Source organism: Mycolicibacterium madagascariense (genome assembly GCF_010729665.1).
In the GTDB taxonomy this organism is placed as follows: domain Bacteria; phylum Actinomycetota; class Actinomycetes; order Mycobacteriales; family Mycobacteriaceae; genus Mycobacterium; species Mycobacterium madagascariense.
The window spans coordinates 1302075-1326219 of sequence record NZ_AP022610.1 but is presented as its reverse complement, the minus strand read 5'-3'; the positions used below and the strand labels follow the sequence as shown (position 1 = coordinate 1326219).

Sequence of the window (24145 nt, the reverse complement as noted above, 5' to 3'; positions counted from 1 at the left end):
ATGCCGCCGGCCAGGCAGCCGCGGCAGCAAGCGGGCGCGATCTCGACGATCCTCACGGGGCTGCGTCGTGCGCCGCGACAGATTCGACGCGGTTCGCGCGACGTCATCGAGAACGCGGTGTCGCAACTCTTCGACGCCGCCGTGCAGCCGCACGGCGTCGAGGCGTCCGGTGAGTACCGCATCGAGGAACTGGCGCGGCTGGCCGGCACGACGACGCGCAACATTCGGGTCTACCGCGATCGCGGCCTGCTCCACCCGCCGCTGCGGGTCGGCCGCATCGCGCTGTTCAACGACACCCATCTGACCCGGCTGCGACTCATCACCTCGATGCTCGACCGTGGCTACAACATCGCGCACGTGCACGAAATGCTCAGCGCGTGGGAAGAGGGCAAGGACCTCGGCGACATGCTGGGCCTCGAGTCGGCGATCGCGGGCAGCTGGGCCTCGGAGAAGCCGCACCGGATGCCGCTCGCCGATGCCAAGCGACTCGTCGACGACGACGCCGGCTTCGACCGCATGGTCGGCCTCGGCGTCATCACCGTCGACGGCGACGAGGCGACGGTAGTGCGCCCCAAGCTGATCGAGGCGTTCAACGAGATCCGCCAGTTCGGCGTCACCACCGACACCCTCATCGACATCCACGAGCAGACCGCCCCGCTCATCGACGAGATCAGCGGGATCCTGGTCCGCGCGGGCGTCGAGCACGTCCTCACCCGGATCAACCCGGGAGCGGCGCTGCCGCCGGATACCGAAGTGGCAGAACTCATTACGATGCTGGTGCGGTTCCGGACGCAGGCCCTGGCCGCAGTGTCGGCGACGCTGGCGTTCTCGATCGAATCGACGATCGAGTCCTCGGTCAGTCAGATCCTCGGCGACCTCATCGACAAGGCCGAGGACCTCTGACCGCGAGCTACTCCCACTCGATGGTGCCCGGCGGCTTGCTGGTGACGTCGAGCACGACGCGGTTCACCTCGGGCACCTCGTTGGTGATCCGCGTCGAGATCCGCTCGAGGACGTCGTAGGGCACCCTGGTCCAGTCCGCGGTCATGGCGTCCTCGCTGGAGACCGGGCGCAGCACGATGGGGTGACCGTAGGTACGGCCGTCGCCCTGCACGCCGACCGACCGCACGTCGGCCAGCAGCACGACCGGGCACTGCCAGATCTGCTTGTCCAGACCGGCGACGGTGAGCTCCTCGCGGGCGATGGCGTCGGCGCGGCGCAGCGTGTCCAACCGACCCGCGGTGACCTCCCCGACGATCCGGATGCCCAGGCCCGGTCCTGGAAAGGGTTGGCGCCCAACGATTTCCTCGGGCAGGCCCAGTTCGCGGCCGACCGCGCGGACCTCGTCCTTGAAGAGCAGCCGCAGCGGTTCGACGAGGGTGAAGGCCAGATCGTCGGGCAACCCGCCGACGTTGTGGTGGCTCTTGATGTTGGCTGCGCCGGTACCGCCGCCGGACTCGACGACGTCGGGGTAGAGCGTTCCCTGCACCAGGAAGTCGACGTCGTCACCGCCACCCTCGACGATGTCGCGCACCGCACCCTCGAACGCCCGGATGAACTCCCGGCCGATGATCTTGCGCTTGCCCTCGGGGTTGGTGACGCCCGACAGCGCTTCGAGGAACCGCTGCTCGACGTCGACGGTGACGAGGTTGGCCCCCGTGGCGGCGACGAAGTCGCGCTGCACCTGACCGCGCTCGCCCGCCCTCAGCAGGCCGTGGTCGACGAAGACGCACGTCAGGCGGTCGCCGATGGCGCGCTGCACCAGGGCGGCGGCGACTGCGGAGTCCACGCCGCCGGACAGCCCGCAGATCGCCCGGCCGTCGCCGACCTGGTCGCGCACCTGCTCGACGAGCGCGTCGGCGATGTTCGCGGCCGTCCACGTGGAGTCGATGCCGGCGAACTCGTGCAGGAAACGGCTCAGCACCTGCTGGCCGTGCGGACTGTGCATGACCTCGGGGTGGTACTGCACGCCGGCGAGGCGGCGACCGCGGTTCTCGAACGCCGCGACCGGTGCTCCGGCGCTGGTCGCGACGACCTCGAAGCCGTCGGGGGCCACCGTCACCGCGTCGCCATGGCTCATCCACACCGGTTGGCTCGCGGGCAGGTCGGAATGCAGCTCGCCGCCGGACACCGTCAGGTCCGTGCGGCCGTATTCGCTGGTGCCGGTGTGGGCGACGGTGCCGCCGAGCGCCTGCGCCATCGCCTGGAAGCCGTAGCAGATGCCGAAGACCGGGACGTCGAGATCGAACATCGCGGGGTCCAGTTGCGGTGCCCCGTCGGCGTAGACGCTGGCCGGGCCGCCGGAGAGCACGATGGCCGCCGGGTCCTTCGCCTTGATCTCGTCGACGGTCGCGGTGTGCGGGATGACTTCGGAGTAGACCCGCGCCTCACGCACTCGCCGCGCGATCAGCTGCGCGTACTGAGCGCCGAAGTCGACCACCAACACGGGGCGGGGCTGAACAGTCTCCGAAGCCGTTTCCACTGGCCCAGTCTAGTGGCGCGACGCGGTCAACCCTTGCTGGCAGGGGTGGACGCGTTGGGGTTGGCACTCATGTACTGGTGCACGGCGGTCGTCAGCTCCAGGATCTGCTGCGACAACGCGAGGAGCTGGCAATTCTGCTTGTCCTCCTCCTGCACCAGCTGCCACTGGTGATCGGCGATGACCTGACGCTTGGCGTCGGCCCTGTTCTGGCTGATCATCACGAACGTCGACAGGAAGATCGCCTCCAGCGACACGATCATCGTCAGGAGACCGAAGGGGTAGGCGTCGAAGCCGAAGATCGTGCCCGTCACGATCCAGACGACGAACCAGACGATGTGCAAATAGACGAACGCCATCGAGCCGGCGAACGTGGTGATCTTGTCGGCGACGCGATTCTGCACGTTCGTCGCCCGCTGCTGGGCGTGCTCGAGCAACGCAGGATCGGGGTGCAGGTGGTGGTGGTGTGCGGTGGAGGCAATGGACATGCCTCACCGTAGACAGGCCCGGACGCGTCGACCGCGCCCGGAAAGCCCATTCACAGGTACGTGACAGGCCGGGGTCTAACCCGTGGTGCGCACCGGCTCGATGGGCAGACGCCGCAACGCCGCCGGGGCGTCGGCAGGCACGACGGGGTGCTTCGGCGCGATCGGCTCGAGACGCTCGTAGGGCTGCCCCTGCGCGGGCCGCAGGTCGACGTCACCCTTGTTGGGCCACAGCGACGTCGCCCGCTCGGCCTGGGCGGTGATGCTCAGTGACGGGTTGACGCCCATGTTCGCCGAGATCGCCGCACCGTCGACCACCGAGAGCGTCGGATAGTTGTGCACGCGGTGGTAGGGGTCGATGACGCCGTGCTCGGCGGTGTCGCCGATCGGCGCGCCGCCGAGGAAGTGCGCGGTCAGCGGGATGTTGAACAACTCACCCCAGGTCCCGCCCGCGACGCCGTCGATCTTCTTGGCGATCCGCCGGGTGACCTCGTTGCCCGCCGGAATCCACGTCGGGTTGGGCTCGCCGTGGCCCTGCTTGCTGACCATCCGGCGGAACCCGAGCTTGCTGCGCTTGGTGTAGGTCGTGATCGAGTTGTCGAGGTGCTGCATGACGAGCGCGATCATCGTCCGCTCGCTCCACTTGCGCGGGTTGAGCAGGCGCAGCGTGCCCTTGTAGTCGCTGCGCGCACTCTGCACGAGCTGCTTCCACCGCGGCACCCCGGTGCCGTCGGGCAGGACCCCGTCGGTCATCAGCGTCTGCAGCAGACCCATGGCGTTGGAGCCCTTGCCGTAGCGGCACGGCTCGATGTGGGTGTCCTCGGTCGGATGGATCGACGACGTGATCGCGACGCCGTGGGTGAGGTCGAGGTCGTCGCGCACCTGGAGCCGGCCCGCGCCCACGATCGACTCGGAGTTGGTCCGCGTCAGGACGCCGAGCCTGTCCGACAGCTGCGGCAGCCTGCCGGTGTCGCGCATCTTGTGCAGCAGCTGCTGAGTGCCCCAGGTCCCGGCCGCCAGGATGAGCTGGTTCGCGGTGTAGGTCTTCTTCTGCTTGCGCAGCCAGCGTCCGGTCCTGACGGTGTGAATGTCCCAGCCGCCGTCGCGCCGGGGCTCGAAGCTCGTCACGGTCGTCATCGGAATGACGTCTGCCCCAGCCCTTTCCGCGAGCCCCAGGTAATTCTTGAGCAGAGTGTTCTTGGCGCCGTAGCGGCAGCCCGTCATGCAGGACCCGCACTCGATGCAGCCGGTGCGGGCCGGGCCCACGCCGCCGAAGTACGGGTCGGGCACGGTCTTGCCGGGCGTCTTCTGACCGTCGGGGCCGAAGAACACCCCGACCGGCGTCGGCACGAAGGTGTCGCCGCAGCCCATGTCGTCGGCCACCTCCTTGAGGATGCGGTCGGCGTCGGTGAACGTCGGGTTCGTGACGACGCCGAGCATGCGGGTGGCCTGGTCGTAGTGCGGCATCAGCTCGGCCCGCCAGTCCGTGATGTGCGACCACTGCCGGTCGGCGAAGAACGGCTCCGGCGGCACGTACAGGGTGTTGGCGTAGTTGAGCGATCCCCCGCCGACGCCGGCGCCGGCCAGGATCATGCAGTTGCGCAGCAGGTGGATGCGCTGGATGCCGTACATGCCGAGCCTTGGCATCCACAGGAATTTGCGGAGGTCCCACGACGTCTTCGCCATGTCCTCGTCCTCGAAGCGTCTGCCCGCCTCGAGCACACCTACGCGGTAGCCCTTTTCGGTGAGCCGGAGCGCACTCACGCTGCCACCGAAACCAGAGCCGATGATCAAGACGTCGTAGTCGGGAGCCATCTCGCCATTATGACCTTACCGACGGGTAATGAGCTAGACAGGAGACCCTAACTTGTAAAGCCCAGCCCTCTCGCGAGCAGCCGCAAACCTGTCGTAAAACCGGCGTGTCGCAGCATCTTTGCGGCTGCTCGCGCGGGGAACGTCAGGAGCCGACGGTCAGGCCGACCTTCTGGAACTCCTTGAGATCGCAGTAGCCCGCCTTGGCCATCGACCGCCGCAGGCCGCCGACGAGGTTGAGCGAACCGAACGGATCGTCGGACGGACCGTTGAGCACCTGCTCCAGCGACGGACGCTCACCCGTCGCGACCTGCAGCAGCGCACCGCGCGGCAGCGACGGGTGCGCCGCCGCCGACGGCCAGAACCAGCCGTCGCCAAGCGCCTCCGCCGCGGTTGCCAGCGGCGTACCCAGCACCACGGCGTCGGCGCCGCACGCGATGGCCTTCGCCAATTCGCCGGAGGTGTGGATGTCGCCGTCGGCGAGGACGTGTACGTACCGGCCACCGGTCTCGTCGAGATACTCGCGGCGCGCGGCGGCGGCGTCGGCGATCGCGGTGGCCATCGGCACGCTGATGCCGAGCACCTCGTCGCTGGTCGTCACGCCCGAGGTCGAGCCGTATCCGACGATGACGCCTGCGGCCCCCGTGCGCATGAGGTGCAGCGCGGTGCGGTGGTCGAGCACGCCGCCGGCGACCACCGGCACGTCGAGCTCGGAGATGAAGGTCTTCAGGTTGAGCGGCTCACCGGTGCCGTCGCGGTCCTGCGCCACCCGCTCGGCGGAGATGATGGTGCCCTGGATGACCAGCAGGTCGATGCCCGCCGCCACCAACCCGGGGGTCAGGGCCTGCGCGTTCTGCGGGCTGACCCGAACGGCGACGGTGACGCCCGCGTCGCGGATGCGACCGACCGCGCTCGCGAGCAGCTCGGGATCCAGTGGTGCGGCATGCAGTTGCTGCAGCAGCCGGATCGCCGCCGACGGCTCGGGCTCCTTGGCTGCCGCCTCGACGACCTGGGCGATCTTGCCCTCGACGTCGGCATGCCGGCCCAGCAGGCCTTCGCCGTTCAGCACGCCGAGCCCACCGCGTCGACCCAGCTCGATCGCGAACTCCACTGAGACCAGCGCGTCGGTGGGATGGGCGAGGACCGGAATCTCGAAGCGGTAGGCGTCGAGCTGCCACGCCGTCGAGACGTCCTGCGATGAGCGGGTGCGCCGCGACGGGACGATGTTGATGTCGTCGAGTTCGTAGGTCCGGCGGGCAGTTCGGCCCATGCCGATTTCGACCATGTCACGCATGCTGGTTCGATCTCCTCTTCGCGCAAGCGCTCATCGACATCTCTCTCCTCGTAGCGAAGCGCTCACCGAGTCGCTAACGCGCGTAGTAGTTGGGGGCTTCAGTCGTCATCGTGATGTCGTGGGGGTGGCTCTCCTTCAGCCCCGCCGCGGTGATCTGAACGAACTGCGCCTGCTGGAGATGCTCGATCGTGGGCGATCCGGTGTAGCCCATCGCGGCGCGCAGGCCACCGGTCAGCTGATGGATGACGGTCGACAGCGGTCCGCGGAACGGCACCCGGCCCTCGATGCCCTCCGGCACCAGCTTGTCCTCGCTGAGCACGTCGTCCTGGAAGTAGCGGTCCTTGGAGAAGGACTTCTGCTCGCCACGCCCCTGCATCGCGCCGAGGGAACCCATGCCGCGATAGCTCTTGAACTGCTTGCCGTTGACGAAGATCAGGTCGCCGGGCGCCTCGGCGGTACCCGCCAGCAGGGACCCGAGCATGGCCGTCGACGCGCCCGCCGCCAGCGCCTTGGCGATGTCGCCCGAGTACTGCAGTCCGCCGTCGGCGATCACCGGCACGCCGTGCGGCGCGCACGCAGCAACCGCCTCGAGGATCGCGGTGATCTGCGGGGCGCCCACCCCGGCGACGACGCGCGTCGTGCAGATGGACCCGGGTCCGACGCCGACCTTGACCGCGTCGGCGCCCGCTTCGACCAGCGCCGCCGCCGCCGAGCGGGTCGCGACGTTGCCGCCCACGACCTGCACGCGGTCACCGGCAACCGTCTTGACCCAGTGCACCATGTCGAGCACGCCGCGGTTGTGGGCGTGCGCGGTGTCCACGACCAGGACGTCGACACCCGCGTCGACGAGCGTCATGGCCCGTTCCCTGGCGTCACCACCCACGCCGACCGCGGCCCCGACGAGCAGCCGCCCGTCGCTGTCCTTGGTCGCCAAGGGGAACTGTTCGGTCTTGACGAAGTCCTTGACGGTGATGAGACCGGTCAGCTTGCCGTTGCCGTCGACGATCGGGAGCTTCTCGATCTTGTTGCGCCGCAACAGGCCCAGGGCCGCATCGGCCGTGACGCCCGCCTGGGCGGTGATAAGCGGGGCCTTCGTCATCACCTCGGCGACGGGCTTGTTCATGTCGACTTCGAAGCGCATGTCGCGGTTGGTGATGATCCCGACGAGCTGCCCGTCGGCATCCACCACCGGCAGGCCCGAGATCCGGAACCGCGCGCACATGGCGTCGACCTCGGCCAGCGTGTTCGACGGCGAGCACGTGACGGGGTCGGTCACCATGCCCGCCTCGGAACGCTTCACCGTCTCGACCTGCGCCGCCTGCTCGGCCGCCGGGAGGTTGCGGTGCAGCACGCCCATGCCGCCGGCGCGCGCCATCGCGATGGCCATCCGGGACTCGGTGACGGTGTCCATCGCCGAGCTGACCAGCGGCACCCGCAGGCGAATTCGCCGGGTGAGCTGACTGGACGTGTTCGCGCTGGCGGGCACCACGTCCGACGCCGCGGGCAGCAGCAACACGTCGTCAAAGGTGAGCCCGAGCATGGCGACCTTGGTCGGATCGTCGCCTCCGGTCGGCACCGGAACGGAGATGGGAAGGCTGCTTTCAGCGATCGACATGGGTGTGGCCTCCAAATGGCACAGAACTAAGGGTCCATCCTATCGGGGTCGAGTCCCGCCCTCTGCTTCCCCGCGCCATTCGCAACGTGCTGGAAACCCGCGACATGCCCTCCCCGACGGTGTGGACCGCTAGCGCGATACCCGACGTCCTGCGTAGTGTGGAACCGTGCGTGACCACCTGCCACCGGGTTTGCCGCCCGACCCCTTCGCCGATGATCCGAGCGACCCCACGGCGGCTCTCGACGCACTCGAGCCCGGGCAGCCGCTCGACTCGCAGGAACGCATCGCCGTCGAGGCCGATCTCGCCGACCTGGCGGTCTACGAAGCGCTGTTGGCGCACAAGGGCATTCGCGGACTCGTGGTCTGTTGCGACGAGTGCCAGCAGGACCACTATCACGACTGGGACATGCTGCGGGCCAACCTGTTGCAGCTCCTGGTCGACGGAACCGTCCGGCCGCACGAGCCCGCCTACGACCCTGAGCCCGACGCCTACGTGACCTGGGATTACTGCCGCGGTTACGCCGATGCCTCACTCAACGAGGCCACCACCGAGTCCGACGGATATCGCTGAGGGCTTACGCCCCTCTCGGCACTGCTTTCTCATTTGCCACTGCTGCACCGCGCAACGTGTGCTGCCTCAACGCGGGGGCAGCACGGTCGTCGTGGTCGGTGCCACCGGACGCTCGGCGGGCTGAGACGGCGGGCCGGACTGCGCGCGCGGCGCCGGAGCCGGAGCAGCAGCTGACGTCGACGGCGGTGGGCTGGGCTCCACCACGCTCGTCGTCGTGGTCGTCGTGGTCGTCGTGGTCGTCGCGGTGCTCGCGGAACTGCTCGCCGGGGCAGCCGGGGTGCTCGCCGGCGCCGCCGTGCTGGCCGTCGCGCTGGTCGGCGGAGGCGTGGCGGCCGCGGAACTGGTCGTCGGCGACGTCACGCTGGGTGCGGTCGACGTCGGCGACGGGGTCGCCGAACTCGGGCTGCTCGGCGTCGTCGTGGCGGAAGACGTCGCGGGTGACGTCGCAGCAGAAGAAGAGGAGTCCGACGGGGCCGTCGTCTCGGTCGGCGACGTGGGGCTGGTATCCGACGTCGGCGTCTCCGAGGTGGTGGACGTCGCAGACGTCGAGGAGGTCGTCGAAGCGCTCGTCGTGGCGTCCGCCGTGGGCACGGGCAACCACGTCAGCGGTGAGGACGGCAGCACCGGCAGCGGCTGCCCGGGCGGAGGCAGCGTCGCGGCGGGGTCCTGCTCGACGACCTTGTAGGTCAACGCATTCCACTGCTCGACGAGCTGCTGCTTCTGATCGACCGGACCGACGCCCTGCACGGCCGTGCTGACCGCCACCAACTTGTCCTGGGCCTGCTGCCACTGACCGGCGTCGATCAGCTGCTGCACCTGGGCGAGCTGCGCCGACGCGAGCGACACCTGCTCGTCGCGGGTCGCCTCGGCCTGGCCGAAGATCGCCGAGCGCATGCCGTAGAGCGTGTCGCCGGGGCCCGAGCCGTAGACGGCGGTGCCGAACCCGCCGATGCAGAGCACCGCGGCCGCCACCGAGCCGACGACCGCGAACGACCGACGGGCAGTGCGCCCCGACAGTCCGGCCCGCAGCGCGTCGACGGCGGCACCGGTGCTCACCGGGGTCGTGACGGGCGCCTCGCGGACGTCGTCGCGCCACCCGGAGAGCAGGAAGGCCAGCTCGGCCTCCTCGCGGTCCGTGGAGTACACGGGCTGACTCGACGCGAGCGCCTCGAAGAATTGGTCGACCCTGGCGATCTCGTTGAGGGAGGGATCGCCGCCGTTGTTCGTCCACCGTCCGAAGTCAGGCATCGCCGCGCCCCAATCCGGTCAGTTCGCCCTTCAGACGTGCCAGGGCGCGGTGCTGGGCGACCCGGACCGCTCCCGCGGTGCTCCCGACGGCCTCGGCGGTCTCCTCGGCGCTCATGCCGACGACGACGCGCAGCACCAGGATCTCGCGCTGCTTCTCGGGCAGGATCGCCAGCAGCCGGTTCATCCGCTCGGCCGACTCGGACTCGATGGCCAGCTGTTCGGGACCCGCTGCCAGCGAGGCCCGGTCCGGCAGGGTGTCGGTGGCGTCGGCGCGGTTACGCCCCTGCGCGCGATGGGCGTCAGCAACCTTGTGCGCGGCGATGCCGTATACGAAGGCCAGGAACGGACGTCCCTGATCCTTGTAGCGCGGCAGCGCCGTGATGGCGGCCAAGCACACCTCCTGAGCCACGTCGTCTGCTGAGAGGCCACTGCGCTCCGTCGATCCGATCCTGGCCCGGCAATACCGGTACACGATCGGCCGGATGGTCTCCAGCACTGTCCGGAGCGCATCTCGATCGCCACTGACCGCCTTGGCCACGACACCATCGAGACTGTCTCCCGAAATTGTCATCGTGGGCAGTATCTCCAGCGTTACGGATGGGGCGTACCTCAGCGGGTGGGTCAGCTAAAGACTAGTGATCCTGCAGTGACTCGCGGAATCACCGCGCCGACCAGTCCCCGCCCCGGTGCGCAACGGTCGCGGCATAGGCGTCGCGAGCTGCGGCGATCTGCGCCGCCGCCAGGCTCGAGCCGCCCACGTCGTGGAGCAGACACGTCAATGCCCAGCTCAGCGGTACCAGGCCCAGTCGCTCGGTGGTCTCCCACGCCTGCTGCGCGACCCGGCGGGCGGCGTCGAGGTCGCCCGCTCCACACAGCGCGGCAGCCAGTACGACCTGCGACTTGGCGGCGTGCCGCGCGGACGGCCACCCCTCGGCGGCGCGCACCGCGGCCTCGGCGTACCCGACCGCCTGCGATCCCCGCCCGGTGCACATCGCCAGTTCGGCGCTGACCCAGGAAAGCCGGATCGCCACCCGGCCCGAGGCGTTGCCGAGCAGGTCGGCGGCGCGCTCCAGCAACTGCCGGGACAGCGCGAACCGGCCGCGGCCGAGGGCGTCGGCGGCCAACCCGATCAACGCGTCGGCGGCCGCCTCGACGTCCTGTCCCGCAGCGGCCACGGCCCGGCCGTCCCACGACCGCGCCACCTCGTGCCTGCCGAGCTGGCGCTCGAACGACGCCCTGGTGCCGAACGCGTGCGACGCCAGCACGGGCTCGGGCCGGGCCCTGGCGAGGCGGTCCAGGTCGCTCAGCGCGCTGGCGTAACGGCCCTGTCCGCCCGCGGCGACGGCGCGCAACCACAGCTCGTCGGCGGTCGTCGCGGCTGGCAGCGGCCACCGGCCGGGATCGGGCCCGAACGCCACCTCGACCAATGCGTCCATCGGCGGGGACGCTACCAAGGTGCTCAAATACCGGGGCCACGCCTGGGTAGCCCGTCTTCGGTTAACACTTCGTGGTCGCCGTGTTACGTCCGTGTCACGTAGCCGGTGGGCGCGGGTCAGGGCCCCGTCGCCGCGTTGTCATGCGAACAGCACAAACGGCAAACGAGATCGAATGGATGACGTTTCGTGACCATGCTTCTCGTTTCGCGCGCATCGCATTGATGAACGTGATGTAAATTCTCGGCCTGCTGCTATGTGGTTGAGCACATGCGCGGGCTATTGACCCATGTTCACGCGCCCTTCTAGTTTGTGTGCACGAGTAGTCATCGGCGACACGTGCTCGGATCGGTTATACGACTCACGCTTTCGATCGTTCGCGAAAGATGTGCGTAGAGAGGGGTTTTCCCAGTGCCACAGCCGCAGCAGTTGCCCGGACCCAACGCCGACATCTGGGATTGGCAGATGTCAGGCCTTTGCCGAGGCGTCGACTCGTCGATGTTCTTCCATCCCGATGGCGAGCGGGGCCGTGCCCGCGCTCAGCGCGAAATGCGTGCCAAGGAGATGTGCCGGCGTTGCCCGGTGGTCGCCCAGTGCCGGTCCCACGCCCTCGCCGTCGGCGAGCCCTACGGCATTTGGGGTGGCCTCAGTGAATCCGAGCGCGAGCTGTTGCTGAAGCGAGGCATCCGCCGCACCGCCTGACCGCGGGCACTACGGCGTCGACGGGTCGACGGCGCGTGTTCCGAGACGTCGATCCGCGAGACGCCGGCGACGCACCTGCCACGAACTCCACTCGCCGAGGGTGACGCCCGCGGCGAGCGCGGTCCCGATGGCCAAGGCGTTGAGCACCGAGCCGAAGCCGACGGCGTGCTGGTCGTTGAGGATCGCGTAGATCCCGTGCAGGAGCGCCAACCCGGGCAGCAGCGGCACGATGCCGGCGATCGACACCACCAGTGGTGGCGCGAGATTTCGGCGCTCCATCAACCTGCCCACCAACCCGATGAACACCGCCGCGACGAACGACGCCATCACCGGGTCGAGTCCCGCGCCCTGGATCAGCAGCACCGCGATGGTGCCCGCCGCACCGCCGAACGCGGCCGCCACCGCGGCGGTCCGCTCGGCGTAGCACGCAAGTGCATAGGCCGCCGCGCTCGCCGCACCGAACGCGACGCGCGCGGGCAACTCCGCCAGGGCGGGCGGCGCGTAGCCGCTGATCGCGACGAACGGCGCGCCGAATCGGTTGGCCAGGTGCAGCACCAGCGCCACGCCGGCAATCGTCGCGGCGGTCATCATGAGCAATTCGAAGAAGCGGCCCGCCGCCGTCACGGGCGCGCCGGTGATCACGTCGCCGACCGACCCCACCAGCGACAGGCCGGCGAGCAGGACGACGAGACCGGCGGCGATCGCGACGGTCGGTTCGAAGGTCCACCCGAGCCGGGGGCTGAGCCAGTAGAGCGCCAGCGGCGGCGCGGTCGCGATGGCCCCACCGACCGCGTACTGGAAGAAGAACGGCAGGCCGTGCCGATTGAGCCGACGGTTGACCCGATCGACGGTCATCGCACTCAGGGCGCTGACCAGGCAGGCCAGCAGGCCCGCGCCCAGGGTGCCCGCGGTCGCGAAGGCCAGCGCACCCCAGGCCAGCGTCGCGACCCAGCGCTTGTACGGGTGGGGGGCGGTGACGATGGCGTCGAGTTCGTCGCGGGCGTCCGACGGTGACACCTGGCCCGCCCGGATGCGCACGACGAGGCGGTCCACGGCGGCCAGCCGGCTGAAGTCGATGGACCGGGACTGCACGGTGTGCAGGGTGGTGGCGGGCGCCGAGGTGGGCCCGCGGTAGGCCGCGACGTGGATCGTCGTGCTGATGACGTCGACCTGGCAGCGCTCGATGCCGTAGGCCGAGACGATTCCGCTGACCTGCTCCATCGTGGCCGTCGCGGGCATCCCCGATGACATCATGATGGCGCCGATGCTGCCCGCGAGGTCGAGGACCTCGCCGACGCGCTCGCGGTAGGCCTCGTCGAGTTGGGCGTCGAGGCTGGCGGTCAGCTTCGGCAGGCTGCCGGTGGGCGGGTCGGTCTCGCGCACGATGCGATTCACGATCTCGCGCCGACGCGCGCGCCATTGCTGGCCGGCCCGCTCACGGGTCACGTCCACCGGTCTGCCCTCCTTCACCTGCTGAGCTGCGCCCGCTCGCGTCGGCGATGGTGGCACGACGGTAGTCAGGAGCAAAAGCAATTTTACTCCTGGCAGCCGTGGGAGCGACACCGTCAGCCGGTGAGAATCAGCACACCACCAGCGGATATGGGATCAGTGGCGGGCGGCCTGGGCGGATTCAGGCGCCGATCACGTCCGCTCTCGGATAGAACGTCTCCAGCCGCACCTGCAGCACCTTCGACCGCGCGCGGTTCGGCCGGGACACCGTCACGTTCGTCGGCAACGGGGCGCCGTCGTCCTCGGCTGGTAGCGATTCCGCTCCCAGCGCCTCATCGGCCATCAGACCTCAGGCCCCTTCCGATGACTGTTCGTCATCTTTTGTTGACGCCGTGGCGTGCAAGGTGTTCGTGGCCCTGTCGCCACCCCACGTGATTGGCAAACAGAAACACCCCCGACCCAACGGGCCGGGGGTGCTCCTATTGCAGTACCAGATCTAGTGCGCGTGCCCGTGTCCGCCGTGGCCGTGTCCGTCGTCCTCGACCGGGGCCGGCTTGTCGACGACTGCGGTCTCGGTGGTCAGGATCATGCGCGCGACCGACGCCGCATTGAGCACCGCGGAGCGGGTCACCTTGACCGGGTCGACGACGCCGTCGGCCAGCAGGTCGCCGTACTCCAGCGTCGCCGCGTTGAAGCCCTGACCGGCAGGCAGCTGCGACACCTTGTTGACCACGACCGAGCCGTCGAGGCCCGCGTTGGTGGCGATCCAGAACAGCGGCGAGGCCAGCGCGGACGCGAACACGTCCACGCCGAGCGCCTGGTCGCCCCTGAGGGATTCGCGCAGCGACGTCAGCACCGAGCCCGCCTGGACGAGCGCCGAGCCACCGCCGGTGACGATGCCCTCCTCGATGGCGGCCTTCGCCGCAGAGACCGCGTCCTCGACGGCTTCCTTGCGCTTCTTGAGATCGGTCTCGGTGGCGGCGCCGACCTTGATGACCGCGACGCCGCCGGACAGCTTCGCCAGCCGCTCCTCGAGCTTCTCGCGATCCCAGTCCGAATCCGTCGCCTCGATCTCGGCGCGCAGCTGAGACTTGCGGGCCTCGATCGCGTCCTGGCTGCCGCCGCCGTCGACGATGACCGTGCTGTCCTTGCTGACGACGACGCGCCGGGCGGTGCCGAGCACGTCGAGGCCGACCTCGCGCAGCAGCAGACCGACGTCGGGGTTGACGACCTGTCCGCCGGTGACGACGGCGAGGTCGTCGAGGAAGGCCTTGCGGCGGTCGCCGAAGAACGGCGCCTTGACCGCGACGGCCTTGAGCGTCTTGCGAATGGCGTTGACCACCAGCGTCGAAAGCGCTTCGCCCTCAACGTCTTCGGCGATGATCAGCAGCGGCTTGCCCGCCTCGGCGACCTTCTCCAGCAGCGGCAGCAGGTCCGGCAGCGAGCTGATCTTCTCCCGGTTCAGCAGGACGAGCGCGTCCTCGAGGACGGCCTCCTGGGAGTCGAAGTCGGTGATGAAGTAGGCCGAGGTGAAGCCCTTGTCGAAGCCGACGCCTTCGGTGACCTCGAGCTCGGTGTTCAGCGTCGAGGACTCCTCGACGGTGACGACGCCGTCGTGGCCGACCTTCGTCATGGCCGCACCGACCAACTCGCCGATCACCTCGTCGCGCGAGGAGACGGTGGCGACCTGCGCGATGCCGTTCTCGTCGCTGATGGGCGTCGCGGCGGCCAGCAGTGCCTCGGACACCGCGTCGGCGGCCTTGGCGATGCCGAGGCCCAACTCGATGGGGTTGGCGCCCGCGGCGACGTTGCGCAGGCCGGACTTGATGATGGCCTGGGCGAGCACGGTGGCGGTGGTGGTGCCGTCGCCGGCCACGTCGTTGGTCTTGGTGGCCACCGACTTGACCAGTTGGGCGCCCAGGTTCTCGAACGGATCCTCGAGGTCGATCTCGCGGGCGATGGTGACGCCGTCGTTGGTCACGACGGGACCGCCGAAGGCCTTGGCCAGGACGACGTGCCTGCCGCGCGGCCCGAGCGTGACGCGAACGGCGTCGGCGAGCTTGTCGACACCCGCTTCCATCGCCCGGCGCGCAGTCTCGTTGAACTCAATCTGCTTGCTCATGAATGTTCTCTCTGTCTACGTGAATGAGACACAATGCATGCCGCCCCGGACATCACCCGCGTTGACGGGGATCTCCGGGGCGGAATGGGTGATGCTTACTTGGAGACGACTGCCAGCACGTCGCGTGCGGACAGGATCAGGTACTCCTCGTTGTTGTACTTGATCTCGGTGCCGCCGTACTTGCTGTAGATGACGGTGTCGCCCTCGGCGACGTCCAGGGGGATGCGCTTTTCGCCATCCTCGTCCCAGCGGCCGGGGCCCACTGCGACGACGGTGCCTTCCTGCGGCTTCTCCTTGGCGGTGTCGGGGATGACTAGACCGGAAGCGGTCGTAGTCTCGGCCTCATTGGCCTGAACGAGGATCTTGTCCTCGAGTGGCTTGATGTTCACGGCCACGTTGGAGCCCTCCACATTGTTGGGTGCGATCCGAGCTAGATCCCGGACCATCACGGATATGCCAGTTGTTCGACGTTCGGCATGCGTCCGCACCCTCGAACCGTCGTCGCGGGAGCCGGAGCGGGGTTTGGCCGCGTGCCATCTAGCACTCTATACACGCGAGTGCTAGCACTCAAGGGTGGGGCACTGCCCACTTCCCGAGGGGCTGAAACCGGCCCGTCGGGCACTCACGCCACCTGTCCCCTGACGACCGGCAGACCGGGGTCGGTGGCGGCGTCGAGCGGGGACGGCGACGCGCCGGCGGCGATCAGATGGGCGGCGAACGAGGCGATCATCGCCCCGTTGTCGGTGCACAGCCGCGGCCGCGGCACCCGCAGTGTCATACCTGCTGCCGCACAACGCTCTTCGGCCAACTCGCGCAGCCGTGAGTTGGCTGCGACGCCGCCGGCGATCAGCAGCGTCGACACCCCGAGGGCTTCGGCGGCACGCACCGCCTTGCGGGTGAGGACGTCGGCCACCGCCTCCTGGAAGCCCGCTGCCACGTCCGCGGTGGCGGCCTGCGGGTGCGACTCCACGTATCGGGCGACCGCCGTCTTCAGGCCCGAGAAGCTGAACGCATGGGGATCGTCGCGGGGGCCCGTCATGCCCCGCGGGAACACGATGGCGTCGCGGTCCCCGGTGCGGGCCAGCTCGTCGAGCACCCGGCCCCCCGGATATCCAAGGCCGAGCAGCCGGGCGATCTTGTCGTAGGCCTCCCCCGCCGCGTCGTCGACGGTGCTGCCGAGTTCCTCGATGGGCTCCCCGAGCGAGCGCACGTGCAACAGGTTGGTGTGACCGCCCGACACCAACAACCCGACGCTCTCCGGCAGCGGGCCGTGGTCGTAGACGTCGGCGGCCAGATGTCCACCCAGGTGGTTGACCGCGTAGAACGGGACCCCCCACGCCGCCGAGTACGCCTTGGCCGCAGCCACTCCCACCAGCAGCGCCCCGGCGAGACCCGGTCCGATGGTGGCCGCCACGACGTCGGGCTTGTCGACACCCGCGACCTGCAGCGCCCGACGCATCGTCGGGCCGAGGGCCTCCAGGTGCGCCCGGGACGCGATCTCGGGCACCACGCCGCCGAAGCGCGCGTGCTCGTCGACACTGGAGGCGACCTCGTCGGCGAGCAGTCGGATCGACCCGTCGGGGTCGAGTTCGCAGATGCCGACTCCCGTTTCGTCACAGGAGCTCTCGATGGCCAGGACGATCATGATGCCTCCCGCTTCATCGTGTACGCGTCGGCGCCACTGACCCGGTAGTACCTCTTGCGCAGGCCGATCTTGGCGAAGCCGGCGCTCTCGTAGAGGCCGATGGCCGCCGCGTTGTCGGTGCGCACCTCGAGGAAGACCGTGCCACCGTCGGCGATCTCGAGCAGCCGGTCCAGCAGCGCCCGACCGATGCCCTGACCCTGGCAGCGCTCGTCGACGCCGATCGTGTGAATCTCGTACTCGTACGGCGGTTTTCGGCCCAGCCGGGAGACACCCGCGTAGCCGACGACCTCACCGTCGACACGGGCCGCCACGTAGTGGTTGTGGGCGGACTCCAGCTCGCGGATGAACGCCACGGCCGGCCACGGGTCATCGCCTGGGAACAGCTGCGCCTCCAGCTGCGCGCATCGGTCGGCGTCCCCGGTGGCCAGCGCCCCGTATTCGACGGTCACGATCGCCCCGCCCCGGCAGGGGTGGCGTCGGGGCGCCGCAGGTACATCGGCACCAGCGGTTGCGGCGGCTGCGTCCACTCCACCGCGCGCACCAGCCCGGAGGCCGTCGGGGCGACGGGCGGCAACATCGGCACCTCGAATAGCGCTGCGTGCTCGCGGGATCCGGCGACGGCCTCGGCGCCGGGGGGTACGTCCGCGGGGGCGGCGACTGCGGGCCCGTCGACGCGCACACCGTCGCGGTAGCGCGCCCAGTACACCTCGCGCCGCCGCGCATCGGTGACCACCAGGACGTCACCGGTGGTGTCCACGCCGATCGCGTCGAGGCTGCACACCCCGTACACCGGGAGATTCAATGCGTGCGCGTAGGCGGCCGCGCTCGCCATGCCGACCCGCAGGCCGGTGAAGGGCCCTGGGCCGCAGCCGACGACGACGGCGTCGAGGTCGGCCATCGTCAGGCCGGCATCGGCCAAGGCCCCCAACACGTTTGGCGTGAGCTGCTCGGCGTGAGCCCGGGGGTCGACGGTCACGCGCTCCGCGAGCACCTCGACTCCCGACGCGGAATGGCCGACCACCCCCGCGGTGACGGCGGGGGTCGCGGTGTCGATCGCGAGGACGATCACGTCGTAGTTCCCACGTACCACCGCCAGGTGGCCACCCGCACGTCGGTGTCACTGCCGCGCTCGAGCCTGACGTCGAGATGGCGTTCCGAGAGGCGTTCGACGAGGCCCTCACCCCACTCGACCACGACCACGGAGTCGTCGAGATCGGCGTCGAGATCCAGCGAGTCGAGTTCGGCGAGCAGGTCGGCACCGGGATGGTCCAGCAGGCGATAGACGTCGACGTGCACCATGGCGGGCGCGCCCGGCCGCACCGGCGGATGCACCCGCGCGAGGACGAACGTCGGCGACGTCACCAGTCCGGTCACGTCCATGGCCTCCGCGATTCCCTTGGCCAACAACGTCTTTCCCGCTCCGAGGGGCCCGGACAGCACGACGACGTCCCCGGCCCGCAGGTCCGCGCCGAGGCGGGCGCCGAGCGCCCTGGTGTCAACGGCCGTCGGCAGTTCGGCCGTACCCTCGAGCACCTCAGCCATTGTGGCGCACCCGTTCTCGCAGGCGCCGCGTCAAGGCGGTCAGCTTGGACGGCGTGGCCCGCTCCACCAGTCGCACCAGCGCGTCGTCGACGATCTCGGGCTGTTCGAGCTGAACGAGATGCCCTGCGCCGCCGACGATGACGAGCTCGGACTTCGGCAACGCCACCGCCATCGCCTCGGAGTACTCCTTGGGTGTCAGCAGATCGCGGTCGCCGCAGACGATCAGCGTGGGAATCTTGGCGAGCGTCGGCAACGCCTCGGTCTCGTCGTGCACCTCCAGCGCATGGAGGAACCCCACCAGGGTGGAGATGGGCGTGTCGTGCATCATCTTCTCCGAGAACGCCACGACGCTGCGGCTGACCTTCTCGTCGCCGTAGGACGCGGCGCGCAACACCGGCCCGATCACCGTGCTGGCGGCGCCGCGGGTGCGGTGCACCGTCTTGGGCGCGTAGCGGACCGCGAAGCGGGCGGCCTCCAGCACCGGATTCTTCAGCACCTCGCCCAGCGGCGACCGCGAAATCCCCTCCACCGCAGACGAGATGAGCGCAGCCCCCACGACGCGCGTGGGATAGCGGTGCGGAAACTGACGGGCGTGGCTCAGCACGGTCATGCCGCCCATGGAGTGCCCGACCAGCACCACCGGTCCGCGCGGGGCCATCACCGCGAGCACGGTCTCGAGATCCTGTCCGAGCTGCGGCACGGTGAACGACTCCGGCGGGGCGTCGCCGGACTGCCCGTGCCCGCGCTGGTCGTAGAACACCATGCGGACCTGCGTGCCCCACTGCTCCGTCAGCCGGGCCCGCTGAAAGTAGAACGCGCCCATGCGAAGACAGAAGCCGTGCGCGAAGAGCACCGTCAGCGGCGCGTCCTCGGGCCCCACCTCGCGCACGGCCAGCGGCACCCCGTCGGTGGTCGTCACGACGCAGCCGCGATCGGCGTCGAGGAGTTCGAAGTCCTCGTCGTGGTAGGGGTCGTCGTCGGTCACGCGGCGGGTCAGCGAGCGCGCCACGGTGTGTCCCGCCAGCCCGCCGACGGCGGACAGCCCGGCCGCACCCGCCAGCCAGCGCGCTCTGCGTCCGCGCCGATGCTGGACGCCAATCTTGTTCTCGCTCAACGGCTTCCGCCCGTGCCGTCGACGTAGCGGCGCGATATTCGACCGCGCGGACTGGTGACGACCTCGTAGTTGATGGTGCCGAGCAGTTCGGCCCAGTCGACGGCCGTGAGCTCGCCGTGGTCGCCGGGGCCGAAGAGGATCGCCTCGTCGCCCTCGCGCACGTCCACGGGGCCGGGGCCGAGGTCGACCACGAACTGGTCCATGCAGATGCGCCCGACGCTGGGCCGCAGCCGCCCGTTGATCAGCACGCCGATGCGCCCGCTGAGGCCGCGGAACACGCCGTCGGCGTAGCCGAGCGGAAGCAGGGCCACCGTGGTGTCGGACGGGGCGATCCAGGTGTGGCCGTAGGACACCCCGTCCCCCGCCACGAGCGAACGGACGTAGGCGACTGGGCAGGTCAAGGTCATCGCCGGGCGCAGGCCCATGTCACCCCGCGCGGGAATCGGCGTCTGCCCGTACACCGCGATGCCCGGCCGCACCATGTCGAACGCAAGGTCGGGCCGCGTCATTGCCGCGGGCGAGTTGGCCAGGTGGACGATCTCGAATTCCACGCCGGCGTCCCGTGCTTGGGTCCGCATCTCGGAGAACCGTTGCGCCTGTTGGTCGTTGACGGGGCTGTCGGGATCATCACCACAGGCCAGGTGCGACATCAGCCCGCGCAGCCTGATCGCGTCGTCGGCGACCGCCCGTCGCAGCGCCGTCAGCAGTTCGGGGAATTCGGCGGCGGAGACACCGTTGCGGCTGAGCCCGGTGTCCACCTTGACCGTGACGGTGGCCGGGCGGCCGGTGCGCCCGACGGCATCGAGCACCTCGGCGAGCTGGCGCGTCGAGGACACCCCGATCTGGACGTCGGCCTCGCAGGCGGGGGCGAAGTCGGTGCCGGGCGCGTGCAGCCAACACAGCACCGGGGCGGTGACGCCGTCGCGGCGCAAGGCCAGCGCCTCACCGAGGGTCGCGACGCCGAGCTCGGCGGCACCCGCGGCGATCGCCGCCTGGCCGACGCGCGTGGCGCCGTGGCCGTACCCGTCGGCCTTGACGACGGCCATCACGTCGGCCGCACCGGCGCGCTCCTTGAGCAGCGCCACGTTGTGGGCGACGGCGCCGAGATCCACCACCGCGTGCGCGGCGGTGGTCGTGGTCGGCAGCTGGGTCGTATGCATGGTCATGTCACCGTCGTCGATCATCCCAGAGCCGGCCCGACCCCGTCGCCGGGCCTAGTGCGCGAAGGGCCGCACCCCGTCGAAGTGACCGTTGGGCTTGAGCTCGTCGAGGTTCTTCAACACGGTCAGGGTGTCGTCCTTCAGCGCCCTGGCGAGGTCGGTCGAGAAACCCTCTCTGACCACGACGCGAAGCACCGTGACGTCCTTCGCATCGTCGGGCATCGTGTACGCCGGCACCTGCCAGCCGAACGATCGCAGCGCGTGGGAGACGTCGAACTCGGTGTAGCCGGGATCACCCTTGAGCCGGAAGGCGATGACGGGGATCGCCGAGCCGTCGGTGATGACCTCGAAGTGCTCGCTGTTCCTCAGCTGGTCGCCGAGCCATCGCGCCGTCTCCGACAGTGACGTCATGACCTGCTTGTATCCAGCCCTGCCGAGCCGCAGGAAGTTGTAGTACTGCCCGATGACCTGGTTGCCCCCCTTCGAGAAGTTCAACGTGAAGGTGGGCATGTCGCCGCCGAGGTAGTTGACCCGGAAGACCAGCTCGTCGGGCAGGTACGCCGCGGCGCGCCACACCACGAAGCCGACCCCGGGGTAGGTCAGCCCGTACTTGTGGCCACTGACGTTGATCGAGACCACGCGGGGCAATCGGAAGTCCCATCGCAGCTCCGGGTGCAGGAACGGCACCACGAATCCCCCGCTGGCCGCGTCGACGTGTACGGGCACGTCGACCCCGCCGTCTGCCGCCAGTTGGTCGAGTGCGGCACAGATCTCGGCGATGGGTTCGAGTTCACCGGTGTACGTGGTGCCCAGGATCGCGACCACGCCGATGGTGTCCTCGTTGACGGCGGCCACCACCTGCTCGGGCGTGATGACGTAGCGGCCCTCCTCCATCGGCAGGTAGATGGGCTCGACGTCGAAGTACCGGCAGAACTTCTCCCACACCACCTGGACGTTGGATCCCATCACCAGGTTCGGCTTGCGCTGGCGCCATCCGTCGCCGACCTTCTTGCGCCACCGCCAGCTCATGGCCAGACCGCCCAGCATGACGGCCTCGCTCGAGCCCACGGTCGAGACGCCGATCGCGCTGCTCGGGTCGTCGTCGCGCAGGCCCTCGGCGTGGAACAGGTCGGCGACCATGCACACGCACCGCTGCTCGATGGCCGCGGTCGCCGGGTACTCGTCCTTGTCGATCATGTTCTTGTCGAACGTCTCGGCCATGAGCTTCTCGGCCTCGGGATCCATCCACGTCGTGACGAAGGTGGCGAGGTTGAGCCGCGAGCTGCCGTCGAGCATGAGCTCGTCGTGGATGAACCGGTAGGCCGCCTGGGGGTCCATCGACTCGTCCGGCATCCGCAACCGCGGGATGGGCGCCATGAAGAGCCTGCCGGTGTAGGCGGGCGCAATCGACGGTGCCGGTGTGTGAGTGTGCCTGTGCGACATCGGATGACCTCTCTACAGATGGGCGATCGACGAACGGATGTGGGCGAGGATGCGCGACGCCGAGGTCGGTGCGCCCCGGGGACCGGGATCGTCGGCGGACAGACCTGCGGCGCGGGCATGCACGAACGCGGCCATCGCCGCGGCCTCACCCGTGGGCAGCCCCGACGCGACCAGGCTGCCGATGATGCCCGACAGCACGTCGCCCGACCCCGCCGTCGCCGCCCACGACTGGCCCGCCGGGTTGAGATAGGTCATGCCGCCGGGTTCGGCGACGACGGTGACGTTGCCCTTCAGCAGGACCGCGGCCCCGAAGTCCGCGGCGAGCCCGCGGGCGGCGCCCACCCGGTCCTCACCGGGCGGATGGCCGGCGAGTCGGGCGAATTCCCCTGCATGCGGGGTCAATACGGTGGGCGCCGCGCGGTCGGCGACGAGGTCGGGGTGGGAGGACAGGACGGTCAGCGCGTCGGCGTCGACGACGACGGGCAGATCGGTCGCCAGCGCGAATCGCAGCGCCCCCTCTCCGGCGTCGTCGGTGCCGACGCCGGGGCCGACGACCCACGCCTGCACGCGCCCGGCGTCCTCGGCCGACGACGTCGCGATCACCTCGGGCCAGTGCGAGACCACCTCTGCCGCAGCGGTTCCCGCGTAGCGCACCATGCCCGACGTGGCGGCGACGGCGGCGCCGGTGCAGAGGATCGCGGCGCCGGGGTAGGTCGAGGAGCCGGCGAGCACCCCGGTGACGCCCTGGGTGTACTTGTCGTCCGTGGGCCCCGGTGTGGGCCACCGCGCGGCGACGTCGGCCGTCTCGAGGCCCACCAGATCGGTGTCCGGCAGGTCGAGTCCGATGTCGATCAGCTCGACCCGGCCGCAATCACCCAGCGCATGAACGGGTTTGAGCCCGCCGAACGTGACGGTCAGCGCGGCGTGGACGTGGGGACCGTCAGCGGCGCCGGTCGCGACGTCCATCCCGCTGGGCAGGTCGACCGCGACGACGGGCAGACCCGCGGCGTCGACGTCGGCGAAGACCTGCTCGGCGTCGGGCCGCAGCGCTCCCTTGGCGGAGATGCCGACGACTCCGTCGATCACCAATTCGGTTGTCGTAGGCACACTTTGGACGATGCGACCACCCGCCCCGATGAAGGCGGCCAGCCCGGCGGCATGCACCTTCTCCGGGTTGAGCACCAGCGCCGACGCGGTGACGCCGCGGCGACGCAGGAACGTCGCGGCCCAGAGCGCGTCGCCACCGTTGTCGCCGGATCCGACCACCGCGCACACCCGGCGACCGGCGATGCCACCGGTGCGGGCGTGCAATTCCTTGGCGATCGCGCCGGCCAGACCGAACGCCGCCCGGCGCATGAGGACGCCGTCGGGCAGGCTCTCCAGCAGCGGGGCCTCTGCGGCGCGGATGTCGTCTGCCGAGTAGTAGTACCGCACCGGGCCTACGTTACGTCGTGCGATGACGCGGCCACCTGTGAACGCGATGGCAACGCACGGTCGCAACCGAGGTCAGGTGTCCGCGCGGGTCGTCCGGCTGTAGTGCCGACGCGCCTTCATGCGGTTGCCGCACTCACTCATGGAGCACCAGCGACCGGTGCCGCCGCGGCTGCGGTCGATGAGGAACAGCTGACATTCGTCGTTCGCGCAGGAGCGCAGCCGCCCGGGTCGCGTGTTCTGCAGTTCGCCCCACGCCAAGACGACCCGCGCGCACCAGTCGGCCGAGACCCCGATGTCCCAGTCCAGCCCGTCCGCGTGCACCTTCGGCACCTGGCGCACTGCCGTGAGGTAGCGGTTGAGGACCTCGGCCGGCAACTGCCCACGCACCACCTGCTGGAGGTCGTCGCGCAGCTGGCGAACGGTGTCCGGTCGTTCGTCGGCGCCGTCGCGAAGGGCCAGCCATTTCCGGGTTGACGCGTCGGTGGCCAGGTAGTCGGTCGCCGAACCGTCGACGACGGGCGTGGTGTTGAGCAGGTCGAGGAGCACGCCTGGCCAGTCGATTCGCATCTAACCATCATAGCGCGCTTGACAGGTTAG

At 69.7% G+C, this 24145-nt stretch carries 24 protein-coding genes; 3 read left to right on the top strand and 21 right to left on the bottom strand.

The window, feature by feature from the left end; translation table 11 throughout:
- On the top strand, window positions 1–903 hold the full coding sequence (locus tag G6N60_RS06285) for a MerR family transcriptional regulator (RefSeq protein WP_163734034.1): 903 nt from the start codon (window positions 1–3) through the stop codon (window positions 901–903).
- A 7-nt stretch (window positions 904–910) separates the two neighbouring features.
- Here G6N60_RS06285 and guaA read toward each other — a convergent pair whose 3' ends face one another.
- The 5 genes from guaA to guaB all read right to left on the bottom strand — a co-directional run bounded on the left by guaA (window position 911) and on the right by guaB (window position 7685).
- Window positions 911–2482 (bottom strand): glutamine-hydrolyzing GMP synthase, encoded by a 1572-nt coding sequence (gene guaA / locus G6N60_RS06280; RefSeq protein WP_443678360.1) that lies wholly within the window; start codon window positions 2480–2482, stop codon window positions 911–913.
- A gap of 26 nt (window positions 2483–2508) precedes the next feature.
- Entirely contained in the window at window positions 2509–2967 is a 459-nt protein-coding gene (locus tag G6N60_RS06275) for a DUF1003 domain-containing protein (RefSeq protein ID WP_179969648.1), read from the bottom strand.
- Window positions 2968–3042: 75 nt separating this feature from the next.
- Window positions 3043–4779 (bottom strand): GMC family oxidoreductase, encoded by a 1737-nt coding sequence (locus G6N60_RS06270; protein WP_163734031.1) that lies wholly within the window; start codon window positions 4777–4779, stop codon window positions 3043–3045.
- Window positions 4780–4921: 142 nt separating this feature from the next.
- A complete protein-coding gene (locus G6N60_RS06265) occupies window positions 4922–6070 on the bottom strand; it encodes a GuaB3 family IMP dehydrogenase-related protein (RefSeq protein WP_163734027.1) in 1149 nt (382 codons plus the stop codon).
- 73 nt (window positions 6071–6143) lie between these two features.
- A complete protein-coding gene (guaB, locus tag G6N60_RS06260; protein ID WP_163734024.1) occupies window positions 6144–7685 on the bottom strand; it encodes an IMP dehydrogenase in 1542 nt (513 codons plus the stop codon).
- 166 nt (window positions 7686–7851) lie between these two features.
- On the opposite strand from guaB, the gene G6N60_RS06255 reads away from it, so the two are divergent.
- Window positions 7852–8256 carry a DUF5319 domain-containing protein gene (locus G6N60_RS06255; RefSeq protein WP_056556921.1) on the top strand — a complete coding sequence of 135 codons (405 nt, stop codon included), beginning with the start codon at window positions 7852–7854 and terminating at the stop codon, window positions 8254–8256.
- A 66-nt stretch (window positions 8257–8322) separates the two neighbouring features.
- Here the strand turns inward: G6N60_RS06255 and G6N60_RS06250 are convergent, their stop codons facing one another.
- From G6N60_RS06250 to G6N60_RS06240, 3 genes are all read right to left on the bottom strand, one after another.
- Window positions 8323–9504: an anti-sigma-D factor RsdA gene (locus G6N60_RS06250; protein WP_163734021.1), complete on the bottom strand. Its 1182-nt coding sequence runs from the start codon at window positions 9502–9504 to the stop codon at window positions 8323–8325.
- The gene (locus tag G6N60_RS06245; protein ID WP_163734018.1) at window positions 9497–10075 is read right to left on the bottom strand and encodes a sigma-70 family RNA polymerase sigma factor; all 579 of its coding nucleotides are present in this window, start codon (window positions 10073–10075) and stop codon (window positions 9497–9499) included. Before G6N60_RS06245 ends, G6N60_RS06250 begins: the two co-directional genes overlap by 8 nt.
- Before the next feature lie 88 nt (window positions 10076–10163).
- Window positions 10164–10940: a tetratricopeptide repeat protein gene (locus G6N60_RS06240; RefSeq protein WP_163734014.1), complete on the bottom strand. Its 777-nt coding sequence runs from the start codon at window positions 10938–10940 to the stop codon at window positions 10164–10166.
- A gap of 408 nt (window positions 10941–11348) precedes the next feature.
- On the opposite strand from G6N60_RS06240, the gene G6N60_RS06235 reads away from it, so the two are divergent.
- Window positions 11349–11639: a WhiB family transcriptional regulator gene (locus G6N60_RS06235; RefSeq protein WP_163734011.1), complete on the top strand. Its 291-nt coding sequence runs from the start codon at window positions 11349–11351 to the stop codon at window positions 11637–11639.
- A gap of 9 nt (window positions 11640–11648) precedes the next feature.
- Here G6N60_RS06235 and G6N60_RS06230 read toward each other — a convergent pair whose 3' ends face one another.
- The 13 genes from G6N60_RS06230 to G6N60_RS06170 all read right to left on the bottom strand — a co-directional run bounded on the left by G6N60_RS06230 (window position 11649) and on the right by G6N60_RS06170 (window position 24115).
- Window positions 11649–13091 (bottom strand): threonine/serine exporter family protein, encoded by a 1443-nt coding sequence (locus G6N60_RS06230; protein WP_163734008.1) that lies wholly within the window; start codon window positions 13089–13091, stop codon window positions 11649–11651.
- 178 nt (window positions 13092–13269) lie between these two features.
- On the bottom strand, window positions 13270–13431 hold the full coding sequence (locus G6N60_RS06225; RefSeq protein WP_163734005.1) for a hypothetical protein: 162 nt from the start codon (window positions 13429–13431) through the stop codon (window positions 13270–13272).
- 153 nt (window positions 13432–13584) lie between these two features.
- Window positions 13585–15210, bottom strand: a complete 1626-nt coding sequence (gene groL / locus G6N60_RS06220; protein ID WP_163734002.1) for a chaperonin GroEL — start codon at window positions 15208–15210, stop codon at window positions 13585–13587.
- Between the two features lie 95 nt (window positions 15211–15305).
- On the bottom strand, window positions 15306–15656 hold the full coding sequence (gene groES, locus G6N60_RS06215) for a co-chaperone GroES (RefSeq protein ID WP_163733998.1): 351 nt from the start codon (window positions 15654–15656) through the stop codon (window positions 15306–15308).
- A 176-nt stretch (window positions 15657–15832) separates the two neighbouring features.
- Complete coding sequence (gene tsaD, locus G6N60_RS06210) at window positions 15833–16855, bottom strand: tRNA (adenosine(37)-N6)-threonylcarbamoyltransferase complex transferase subunit TsaD (protein WP_163733996.1); 1023 nt, start codon at window positions 16853–16855, stop codon at window positions 15833–15835.
- Window positions 16852–17304, bottom strand: a complete 453-nt coding sequence (rimI, locus tag G6N60_RS06205) for a ribosomal protein S18-alanine N-acetyltransferase (RefSeq protein ID WP_163733992.1) — start codon at window positions 17302–17304, stop codon at window positions 16852–16854. The genes tsaD and rimI overlap by 4 nt, the downstream gene beginning before the upstream one ends.
- Window positions 17301–17924: a tRNA (adenosine(37)-N6)-threonylcarbamoyltransferase complex dimerization subunit type 1 TsaB gene (tsaB, locus tag G6N60_RS06200; RefSeq protein WP_163733989.1), complete on the bottom strand. Its 624-nt coding sequence runs from the start codon at window positions 17922–17924 to the stop codon at window positions 17301–17303. The genes rimI and tsaB overlap by 4 nt, the downstream gene beginning before the upstream one ends.
- Window positions 17921–18397, bottom strand: a complete 477-nt coding sequence (tsaE, locus tag G6N60_RS06195) for a tRNA (adenosine(37)-N6)-threonylcarbamoyltransferase complex ATPase subunit type 1 TsaE (protein WP_163733987.1) — start codon at window positions 18395–18397, stop codon at window positions 17921–17923. The genes tsaB and tsaE overlap by 4 nt, the downstream gene beginning before the upstream one ends.
- On the bottom strand, window positions 18390–19511 hold the full coding sequence (locus tag G6N60_RS06190) for an alpha/beta fold hydrolase (RefSeq protein WP_246240370.1): 1122 nt from the start codon (window positions 19509–19511) through the stop codon (window positions 18390–18392). Before G6N60_RS06190 ends, tsaE begins: the two co-directional genes overlap by 8 nt.
- Window positions 19508–20677 (bottom strand): alanine racemase, encoded by a 1170-nt coding sequence (gene alr / locus G6N60_RS06185; protein WP_246240367.1) that lies wholly within the window; start codon window positions 20675–20677, stop codon window positions 19508–19510. Before alr ends, G6N60_RS06190 begins: the two co-directional genes overlap by 4 nt.
- Window positions 20678–20725: 48 nt before the next feature.
- A complete protein-coding gene (locus G6N60_RS06180) occupies window positions 20726–22114 on the bottom strand; it encodes a glutamate decarboxylase (protein ID WP_163733984.1) in 1389 nt (462 codons plus the stop codon).
- A 12-nt stretch (window positions 22115–22126) separates the two neighbouring features.
- Window positions 22127–23548, bottom strand: coding sequence for an NAD(P)H-hydrate dehydratase (locus tag G6N60_RS06175; RefSeq protein ID WP_163733981.1), 1422 nt, complete (start codon window positions 23546–23548; stop codon window positions 22127–22129).
- Between the two features lie 72 nt (window positions 23549–23620).
- On the bottom strand, window positions 23621–24115 hold the full coding sequence (locus tag G6N60_RS06170; protein ID WP_163733979.1) for a CGNR zinc finger domain-containing protein: 495 nt from the start codon (window positions 24113–24115) through the stop codon (window positions 23621–23623).
- Window positions 24116–24145 lie beyond the last annotated feature (30 nt).